We start from the raw sequence: 10,368 nt of genomic DNA on the forward strand, positions 1-10,368 counted from the left end.
AGTCCACACAAATACCATGGTCTAGTTAATATCGCTCTCAGCTTGGGTCTGTAGCTCAGGTGGTTAGAGCGCACCCCTGATAAGGGTGAGGTCGGTGGTTCGAGTCCACCCAGACCCACCAGTAATGAGCGCGCACCAAGAAGAAGAGTATTTGACAAGGGGCCATAGCTCAGCTGGGAGAGCACCTGCTTTGCACGCAGGGGGTCGTCGGTTCAATCCCGACTGGCTCCACCACTCGTCAAATAGGCAAGAGAGTTTAAGCCTTAATTATTTCGAAAAGATAATTAAGGCTTGTGCTCGAAAGAGTGTAAGAAGAGTTCTTTAACAATTTGGTAACAACACACAACGCGATACATTTGCAATCTAAAAAGCAATTTTTAAGAGTTTTCACATGTAATTCCGAATGTCGTGTGTTTGATGATGAGGTTTGAATTTATTCAAATCAATATCGTCAACGCAGCAGATTTTTTGGGGTTATATGATCAAGCGAACTAAGCGCACATGGTGGATGCCTAGGCAGTAAGAGGCGATGAAGGACGTAGTAGCCTGCGAAAAGCTTCGGGGAGTTGGCAAACGAGCATTGATCCGAAGATATCCGAATGGGAAAACCCAGCTGAATTTATTCAGTTATTGCTACCTGAATTCATAGGGTAGTAAGGCGAACGCAGGGAACTGAAACATCTAAGTACCTGTAGGAAAAGAAATCAACCGAGATTCCGTCAGTAGCGGCGAGCGAAAGCGGAACAGCCCAGTTACACAAGCTTGTTTATTCTAGTTGAACGTTTTGGAAAAGACGGCGATACAGGGTGATAGCCCCGTAAACGAAAGAGTATATAAGTGGGTAACGATGAGTAGATCGGGACACGAGAAATCCCGTTTGAAGATAGGGGGACCATCCTCTAAGGCTAAATACTACTTACTGACCGATAGTGAACCAGTACCGTGAGGGAAAGGTGAAAAGAACCCCGGAGAGGGGAGTGAAATAGATCCTGAAACCGTGTGCGTACAAGCAGTGGGAGCGGAATTTAGTTCCGTGACTGCGTACCTTTTGTATAATGGGTCAGCGAGTTATTTGCAGTAGCAAGCTTAACTTTAATAAGGGAGGCATAGGGAAACCGAGTCTGATAAGGGCGTTAAGTTGCTGTGAATAGACCCGAAGCCGGGCGATCTATCCATGCCCAGGATGAAAGTGAGGTAACACTTACTGGAGGTCCGAACCCACTCCTGTTGAAAAAGTAGGGGATGAGGTGTGGATAGGAGTGAAAGGCTAATCAAGCTCGGAGATAGCTGGTTCTCCTCGAAAGCTATTTAGGTAGCGCCTCGTGAAGTAACTCTTGGGGGTAGAGCACTGTTTCGGCTAGGGGGATCGAAGATCTTACCAACCCGATGCAAACTCCGAATACCAAGAAGTGTTATCACGGGAGACACACGGCGGGTGCTAACGTCCGTCGTGAAGAGGGAAACAACCCTGACCGCCAGCTAAGGTCCCAAAATATTGGTTAAGTGGTAAACGATGTGGGAAGGCATAGACAGCCAGGAGGTTGGCTTAGAAGCAGCCATCCTTTAAAGAAAGCGTAATAGCTCACTGGTCGAGTCGGCCTGCGCGGAAGATTTAACGGGGCTCAAACCAATTACCGAAGCTGCGGGTGTGCACTTTGTGCACGCGGTAGAGGAGCGTTCTGTAGGTCTGTGAAGGTGTCCTGTAAGGGGCGCTGGAGATATCAGAAGTGAGAATGCTGACATAAGTAACGATAATGCGGGTGAAAGACCCGCACGCCGAAAGTCCAAGGTTTCCTGCTCGACGCTAATCGGAGCAGGGTGAGTCGGCCCCTAAGGCGAGGTGGAAACACGTAGTCGATGGGAAACAGGTTAATATTCCTGTACTTGGTAATGTTGCGATGTGGGGACGGAGAAGGCTACATCAGCCACCCTTTGGTTATGGTGGTTTAAGCCGGTAGGAAGTTAGCTTAGGCAAATCCGGGCTAACATATTCCGAGACGTGATGACGAGGTGCCCTCGGGCGCTGAAGTGATCGATGCCATGCTTCCAAGAAAAGCCACTAAGCATAAACATTATTGAACCGTACCGAAAACCGACACAGGTAGACAAGTAGAGAATACTCAGGCGCTTGAGAGAACTCGGGTGAAGGAACTAGGCAAATTGACACCGTAACTTCGGGAGAAGGTGTGCCACTTTGAGTGTAATCCCTGCGGATGAAGCTTAGGGTGGTCGAAGATACCAGGTGGCTGCGACTGTTTATTAAAAACACAGCACTCTGCAAACTTGAAAGAGGAAGTATAGGGTGTGACGCCTGCCCGGTGCCGGAAGGTTAATTGAGAGTGTTAGCTTCGGCAAAGCACTTGATCGAAGCCCCGGTAAACGGCGGCCGTAACTATAACGGTCCTAAGGTAGCGAAATTCCTTGTCGGGTAAGTTCCGACCTGCACGAATGGCGTAACGATGGCCACACTGTCTCCACCCGAGACTCAGTGAAATTGAAATTGCTGTGAAGATGCAGTGTACCCGCGGCTAGACGGAAAGACCCCGTGCACCTTTACTACAACTTTGCACTGGACTTTGAACATTTATGTGTAGGATAGGTGGGAGACTATGAAGCGCCGCTGCTAGGTGGCGTGGAGTCAACCTTGAAATACCACCCTTAAATGTTTGAGGTTCTAACACAGCTTCATAATCAGGAGCGTGGACAGTGTATGGTGGGTAGTTTGACTGGGGCGGTCTCCTCCCAAAGAGTAACGGAGGAGCGCGAAGGTACCCTAGGCATGGTCGGAAATCATGCTGTTAGTGTAAAAGCAAAAGGGTGCTTGACTGCGAGACTGACAGGTCGAGCAGGTACGAAAGTAGGTTTTAGTGATCCGGTGGTTCTGTATGGAAGGGCCATCGCTCAACGGATAAAAGGTACGCCGGGGATAACAGGCTTATACCCCCCAAGAGTTCACATCGACGGGGGTGTTTGGCACCTCGATGTCGGCTCATCACATCCTGGGGCTGTAGCCGGTCCCAAGGGTATGGCTGTTCGCCATTTAAAGTGGTACGCGAGCTGGGTTTAGAACGTCGTGAGACAGTTCGGTCCCTATCTGCCGTGGGCGTTGGAGAATTGAGAGGGGCTGCTCCTAGTACGAGAGGACCGGAGTGGACGAACCTCTGGTGTTCCGGTTGTGACGCCAGTCGCATTGCCGGGTAGCTAAGTTCGGGAAAGATAACCGCTGAAAGCATCTAAGCGGGAAACTTGCCTCAAGATGAATTCTCCCGAGACCATAAGGTCTCCATAAGGTTTGTTGAAGACTACAACGTTGATAGGCAGGATGTGTAAGCGCTGTAAGGCGTTGAGCTAACCTGTACTAATTGACCGAGCGGCTTGATCATATAACGCCCAAGAAATTTGGGTGCGATATGCAACAAACGAAAATTTTTAAAAACGATAACGCTTTTTTAGAGAGCGGGTATTCGCGAAGTGTGTAACCAAATTTGTTAAACAAAAACTAAGAAATTTCCTAAAAAGGAAGACCGAATACGTCTGGTAGCAATAGCGAGTGGGAACCACCTGAAACCATTTCGAACTCAGTAGTGAAACGACTCAGCGCCGATGATAGTGTGGGAGATCCCATGTGAAAGTAGGACACTGCCAGGCTTTTAACTTCAACCCCTAACGGGTTACCGTTAGGGGTTTTTTATTGCCTAGCGTTTTTTTATTGATAAAGATCTTGATAGCGGTGGAGGCAATTTCTTGTAATCCTCAATGAATATTTTTATCGCATCTTTTAGGTCGGCATTTTTAACAGTATGCATACCCAGCAGCATATCACGCAGTTCTTGTAAACGTTGATGTTCTTGTGCCGGTGTTTTACTTTTCCCATCATTATTTTTGGCAAGAAATCCTAATATCTTCTTATAAGCATTATTGGTAATAGTGCCATCCTTCTTTTCTATCTGAATTCCTTCAAGTTTGTCACAAAATTGTTGCCAAGATTGTCCATAAATACTTTGTGGTGGTGAATGTGGTGAATTTTGAGGTTGTATATTATTAGGAGAGATGTTTTCCTTTTCGCTACTAATGATTGGTTTTGGGCGTTTTTTACTTTGTTTTAATTCAGTATTAGGCGATTCTAGACTTAAAGGAGCTATATCCTCCACCTTTGGTTTTGGGCGTTTTTTACTCTGCTTTAATTCAGTATTAGTAGAAGGACTTAAAGGAGGTAAGTCTTCCACTTTGTGATGCCTGATTGCTTTAGGGCGCTTCACTTTAGTTTCTTGCTCCTTCTCCTTTTCCTTTTCTGCAAGGAGGTTTCTAACTGAACCAAATTGCTTTGCATGCGAAAGAAAAGCTTTTTTGTCTTGAACTAAGGCGCCAGGTTGTATTGCAGCTTTTAAAGCAGGATCTTTGAGTTTTGAATCAATTTTTCGTTTCTCTAGTTGTACATCTTTATTGAATAAGAAGTTAATAATTCCGCTATCCCCTTCTAGTGGAAAATTAATGCCAATAACACCTTCATTCGATAATGCTGTGAGTCTTGTTTTTATAATATCAGGGGTTATGTCCTGAGGCTCAGGAAGAGATGGTAATGACGGTTCTACTGGAGAACTAGAAGCCGCTTGTGAACTTGAAGTCTTTTTAGGTATAGAGGGTTGTTTGGGGGAAGGCTCTTGTTGAGTCAACTTTGTAGAAGATATCCCTCTTTTGTTAAAGGCTTGCTGTAATTCGGAAAGTAATCGTTGTTGCTCTTCAGGATTAACATTACTTCCGACAGCGGCGGTTCGTTTGGTTCCTTGTGAACCCTTTTTCTGTATAAAGGTATCGATGGACTTTTTACCCAGAAGGTAATCTTGTAAATCATCAGTACTCATATGACTGGGGATCTCAATGGCTTTACCGTGAATAAGCCGTTGCACATTGCTTTGAAATTGAAGTATATCCGTATTAGGTGTACTAGGAGCTAAAATGCTGGTTTCGGGTTTATCAGAAGAAGTACTGGGTTTTACAGGTGGTTTAAAAACATCGGCTAATGCATTTTTTTTAGCTTTAAAATCATATTTAGGTACGGATTCTTTTTGTTTTTTGGATTGCTTGTAAGATAATGGTGGTTCGTTCTGAGTCTCTGATGTTGTTATGGAGGAAACTCTTTTAGAGGTTGTTTTGACACTAATGGCATTTATTTGCCGAGGCGATTCCATTATTTGATTCAGTTCTTGCCATATCCCTAAAGAATCATCATGGTTAGCATAAAAGGCAATTAAATATTGCAAATCTTCAATTTCCTTTAAATGATCTTTACGATTATCAGCATGAAGCCAACCACACCTATCCATAAATTGAATAGCATTTTTAATATCCTGTAACATTTCTTGCTGTATTTTCATTAACACAGCTTCATTTTCAGTCGTAACCGATAAATTATGCTTATTGATATAATTTGCACGATTATGAAGACTATCACCCACGGCATCCTGATAGGTTTTCTTGGCATAGACTGCTGGATTTTCCATTAAACTGGTTAATCCTTGCTTAATGACCAGCAAATCAGCATCTTGATTAGCATCAGAGTTGGCACCTATCCAAACCCGCTCTCCATTACCATCTTGATTGAGTGTCAAGGTTACCCAGTGCCCCTCTTCATTTGAATTACCTACTATAAAAGTATGCTGTAACTCTTCATTAGGATGGGTTGCAATGTAATATAAATTGGCAGCATCTTCTAAATTATCTGAACCACTACTGGCATAACTATAACGATCGTTCCCTTCTATTGCTAACCCTGCAATACTCACAACCGGCAAACCTGTTTTGGAATGCAGTGTCTCTTTAACTTTGTCAATCACGGGATCATGATATTTATTCGCTTGCAAATCTTTAATAAAGGCTTTCACTTGCGCAATATTAACATCTCTAGAATCAGCATCTGAGGAAATATAGGTTCGTAATTTACTAAATACATTATTGAAATATCCCAGATCGTTCACCCAAGCCGAGGGTTGCTCTTGATTCGCTAAACAATAAATCATTGCCAATGCATTTTTAGTCGCATGATAACCACAAGATTCCTGCCCAAATCCTGTTTTATCTGCCACTTGATCCATAACCGGTACTTTAAAAAGAGTTGGATCAGCGGTAGCATCTAAGACCTTTGAGCCCTTTGCTGCCCAAAAGATTTCTTCTTCTTCTTGCTTAGCGCCAAGCGCGGCCTCTTCTTCAGAAGCGATACGAATATCCTCTTCAATTCGTACAACTGCTCGCTCTAAGGCTGCTAAAGGAGGCATTCTTCTGAATTTAATATTGGCTTCATAAGCTTGTTGTAATGTCTGTTGATACTTGAGAGCGTAATTTTTCATTAAATCCCGTAATTTCAGATCAGCCACTTCTCTTTCTGTTAGCTCTTTTTCGGGGAGGGGTGTATTTTCCAATTCATCGCTGCCTGATGATGGGGGTTTAACATCATGGATACTATCCCACATCAATGTTTTTTTCATTGTTTCCAATATTGCTGGTTTCAGCTCTTGAGGACCTTTACCATTAACCGTAAATTGTTGAGACATTAACCACTCAACAAAAGGTTCATAAGTTGCAAGATTATCTGGCAAGGTCGATAATTGTCCACCCATCCCACCCAATTCACTGACATAAGTGGTGCGATAGTGATCTATCATTGCACATATTGCTCTGACTTCGTCGCTGACATCATCAAATACACCTGGTTTGACATCTTCAAGTTGAATTCTCCATTGCTTAATGGCTCTTGAACAAACTTCATAACAGCCACCACTCATTTCTGATTTAATAAAATCCACTTTTTTACCACGGTCGATAGCCAACTGCCATGCTTCACCAAAATCCCTAATTTCTTTTTCTAAATATTGTTCTAAGGTGAAAAACTGCGTCATAAGGTCATCGGTATTTAATACTTTTTTAGGTGCCCAATACTCAATATGCATGGGAACCGATTCTTGTTTCTTTTTTATTGCTTCTGCGCGAGGGGTTTCAGAGGTATTGTAAATTTCAGTAGTAAAATATAAAGTTTGCTTTCCTTTATCATATCGAGTCTCTTTTATATATGCCGCATGTTTTTGAGGTCCTTCTTTATCTAATGCTTGGATGGTCCTAACATAACGGATTTTGTCTTCCTTTATACTTTGTTTAAGACCTGAACGGTTGATCTCTTTAATGAGGTTTTCATAAAATTCATTAGTGTATATCATCTTAAGCCTATATTTTAAACTCGTATTTTACAAATATGACAATGTCGTCTAATAAAAGTTCTTTAACGAGGAAAAATGTTGCGTGTGGATGCAATCTAAATATCTAGAACGTTTTTTTAAATCTATAGTCAAAATCATATAAATTGCATTGGAAAATGATGATGTTGAACTATTACAATTCCATTGATGTTTCGCAGAAAAGTATTTATAAAAAAATCAAAAAATATATTGCAATACAAAAACAAAAACACCCGGAAAAATACAAAGATGAAGATGTGAATGCCCTTTTGAGTATTATAAAAGATGGAAACTGCAATGGATATATTGGTCTGTGGATGTATAGGGTTATTCAAGGGAAAGAAGAAAAACATTTTGATACACTAAATACAATTTCAGCTTGGGACGGCAAAGAAATAACGTTGAAGCAGAATAAAGCATTATTTGATAGCATTGAAGAATTTATAAGTCATATTATGTGGTTGCAAAAATATTTTAAATTAGTGTTTGCAAATCGTCCACAAGCTGAATTAGACAAGCAATTAACTTTTCTTACTGGAAAGAAAAGTATACAAAGATATTTTAATTTTAGCTTTGTTTTGAATGAGAGTGAATTGGAATTTATTATAAAAAAATTAATTGATTCTCAATTGCCAATAGTTGTTCGTAGTGAAGATCATGTAATCAGTTTTTATAGAAAAGAACAGTCTATCCGCTTTTATGATTCAGTAAATAGGGAAGGGATTATAACGACAACAGTAGAAAATCTAGCACAACAAATTAAAAAATCATTATTTACCAATATGTTTCAATTGTCGCCTGATATGAAATTGATGATTGATGTGTTCGGTAAAAATGATCAATTAATAAATTTTCCTAATAGCAGAGAGGTTACACTTGAAGTTTTAAGAAATAAAACCCGACGACCTGTGCCTGGTAAAGTTAGAATGAGTAAAGATGGAACAACGGATGCGCATATGGCGGTGTTGGCAAATAATCATGAAATATTAACAACATTAATTGACGAAAATGTTTCAGTGATTTTAAAAGACAGTAAAGGCATGACTCCATTACATTATGCTGCCATTCACGGTTACCATGAAATGGCTGAAATACTAATTCCGCATTATCAAAACATTGATGTTCCATGTCATGCGGGAAATAGTCCTTTGATATATGCTATTAAAAATAAAAAATGGAAAGTGGCATTTAATTTGATTGGCCAAAATGCAAATTTGCAAGAAAAACAAGCCGGAAAGCTTTCAGTGCTTGAAATGTTAATAAAGGAAAAGGAAATTGATTTTCTAAGAAGGTTGTTTAAGGAAGGTTATCTTGATAATGAGATTATTGATGAACAAAAATTATTACATTATGCGATAAAAACAGGTGCTTTAGATGTAGTAGAATTGTTTTTGGAAATGGGGGCAAATGAAAACGTTCAAGACCATTTGGGAAATACAGCTTTGCATGAAGCATTAAATCAAGTAGATAGCAATTTCATGAATAAAATTTTTGAAAGAGGAAATCCTAATTTATATTCGAAAAATTATTTGGGCTATACTCCTATTCATCTTGCTGTAAAAACAGGGAAAGATGGGTTAATGTCTTTGGTGAAAGATAAAAGTGTTTTTAATTTAACAGACCTATCAGGAAGAACTCCGCTTCATTTGGCTGTTTTAGAGAATAATATAAAAATGTTGATGGCTTTGATTGATTCGGGTGCTGATATAAATGCACATGATCATGAAGGTAACACACCTTTAACGCTCGCCAAACAAAACAATGAAATAGAGCCGGAGTTTCTTGCGCAGCTACAACCAAAATTGGGCCCGAAAGTATTTTGATGAAGATGTGTAATACCATGTATTAAGAATAGGATAGCGTGCAATAAATTACAGACACATTGCATTGATTGAAAATATAAAAGGTATATTATATTAGGCAATTAATTTTTATAACTAGGTTTTTCTTTATGATAAATGGGATTAATAAAGACTTTCAATATTATGATGAACTGAAATCAAAGGCCGCTGATTTTTTAAGTGAAAGCAAGACAAAATATGCTAGAGCTGTAATAGAGACAGTAAAGGAGTTTGACTTACATTATCCCTTACATCTTTCAGCATTGGCAGAACGTTATGCTAAAAAAAATGTTACCTTGTATACTCCTGCTTTATCTCATGTGCAAGATATTACTGCACTTGACCCTTATGAACGTAAAAAAATAAAATCTCGCAATGCAGTGGTCCATATTGAATATTTTAATCCTGAACACCCATTTACAAACACAGATGAACCCTTAATGGGCTTATTATCTATTGAAGATTATCTTAAATATGCAGTCAACGAATTTTGTTTGATTGCAGATAATGCTATAACAAGCAAAGCAGAAAAAAGCTTTTTTGATGCGCTAGCATCTAAAGAAGGTTTTTGTTTTGAAATGGCAATTAGAAGTATTCGAGCTTGGTATATTGCACATAATAAATTACAGAAAATCTTTTCAAATGAAAGCGAAGTTCTTGCTGTTTTAGCTGTAGATTTGCAGAAACTTAATCTCAATATAAACGAAGAGAGTAGTTCTTGGAACCCGACATTAGCGTATTATATATCAACCAGGGCGCCTATTGTTGTTTCCAAAAAAATGTCATGTGATGAAATAAAATATCTCGTATATAATAGTTCTTTGAAATTTAATGGTGCTAGTCAGTCATTTAGTGAAGAACATCCTAGCCTGGATAACATTCATATGCTTTTTGTACCTTCGTTAGATAGAGTGTGGGAAGAAGAAGTTACGTTCCTTGAGAAGCCCAAGGCAAATGGAATGGAAAAATCTGTAGATGAACCAATTGATACTTTCTATCAAATCTGGTTAAGCTTTTCTGAAAAATTAAAAAATATACAAATTAAAAGGAGTGATGGTTTCATTACAAATGGTGCTTTTGAAAAGGTTTTAAATTTTATACTTCAAAACAATACCCCGGAAATTCTAACATTAATGCAACATTTCAAACGTTTAGAACAACTTTATCAATTATTGCACACCATACACATTGATAACATTAAAAATGAGGAATTAAAAATGTTATTGAAAAACTATATTGAAGATTTCAAAGCATTGACCGTTCCCTCCGTTTCTAAAGTAGTAAAAATTTAAAAAAAGACT

General features: G+C 39.6%; 3 protein-coding genes, 2 tRNA genes and 2 rRNA genes. 6 read left to right on the forward strand and 1 reads right to left on the reverse strand.

The genetic code is table 11. The features are described 5' to 3' along the window. Window positions 1-44: 44 nt before the first annotated feature. The 4 genes from HT99x_RS02265 to rrf all read left to right on the forward strand — a co-directional run bounded on the left by HT99x_RS02265 (window position 45) and on the right by rrf (window position 3,648). Window positions 45-121: transfer RNA gene (locus HT99x_RS02265), tRNA-Ile, on the forward strand. 37 nt (window positions 122-158) lie between these two features. Next, a tRNA-Ala gene (locus HT99x_RS02270) sits at window positions 159-234 on the forward strand. Between the two features lie 246 nt (window positions 235-480). Then, a 23S ribosomal RNA gene (locus tag HT99x_RS02275) occupies window positions 481-3,383 on the forward strand. A 150-nt stretch (window positions 3,384-3,533) separates the two neighbouring features. Beyond that, window positions 3,534-3,648 (forward strand): 5S ribosomal RNA (gene rrf, locus HT99x_RS02280). Between the two features lie 47 nt (window positions 3,649-3,695). Here the strand turns inward: rrf and HT99x_RS02285 are convergent. Continuing rightward, complete coding sequence (locus tag HT99x_RS02285) at window positions 3,696-7,208, reverse strand: hypothetical protein (RefSeq protein WP_259565219.1); 3,513 nt, start codon at window positions 7,206-7,208, stop codon at window positions 3,696-3,698. 155 nt (window positions 7,209-7,363) lie between these two features. On the opposite strand from HT99x_RS02285, the gene HT99x_RS02290 reads away from it, so the two are divergent. After that, window positions 7,364-9,049, forward strand: a complete 1,686-nt coding sequence (locus HT99x_RS02290) for an ankyrin repeat domain-containing protein (RefSeq protein WP_083483013.1) — start codon at window positions 7,364-7,366, stop codon at window positions 9,047-9,049. Between the two features lie 128 nt (window positions 9,050-9,177). Next, on the forward strand, window positions 9,178-10,359 hold the full coding sequence (locus HT99x_RS02295) for a hypothetical protein (RefSeq protein ID WP_075067782.1): 1,182 nt from the start codon (window positions 9,178-9,180) through the stop codon (window positions 10,357-10,359). The last annotated feature ends 9 nt before the right edge of the window (window positions 10,360-10,368 follow it).

The organism is Candidatus Berkiella aquae, assembly GCF_001431295.2.
GTDB classification, from domain to species: domain Bacteria; phylum Pseudomonadota; class Gammaproteobacteria; order Berkiellales; family Berkiellaceae; genus Berkiella; species Berkiella aquae.

Coding starts and splice junctions, on each gene's coding strand:
- HT99x_RS02285 (WP_259565219.1), bottom strand. CDS start 7,208: ATGATATACACTAATGAATTTTATGAAAACCTCATTAAAGAGATCAAC.
- HT99x_RS02295 (WP_075067782.1), top strand. CDS start 9,178: ATGATAAATGGGATTAATAAAGACTTTCAATATTATGATGAACTGAAA.
- HT99x_RS02290 (WP_083483013.1), top strand. CDS start 7,364: ATGATGATGTTGAACTATTACAATTCCATTGATGTTTCGCAGAAAAGT.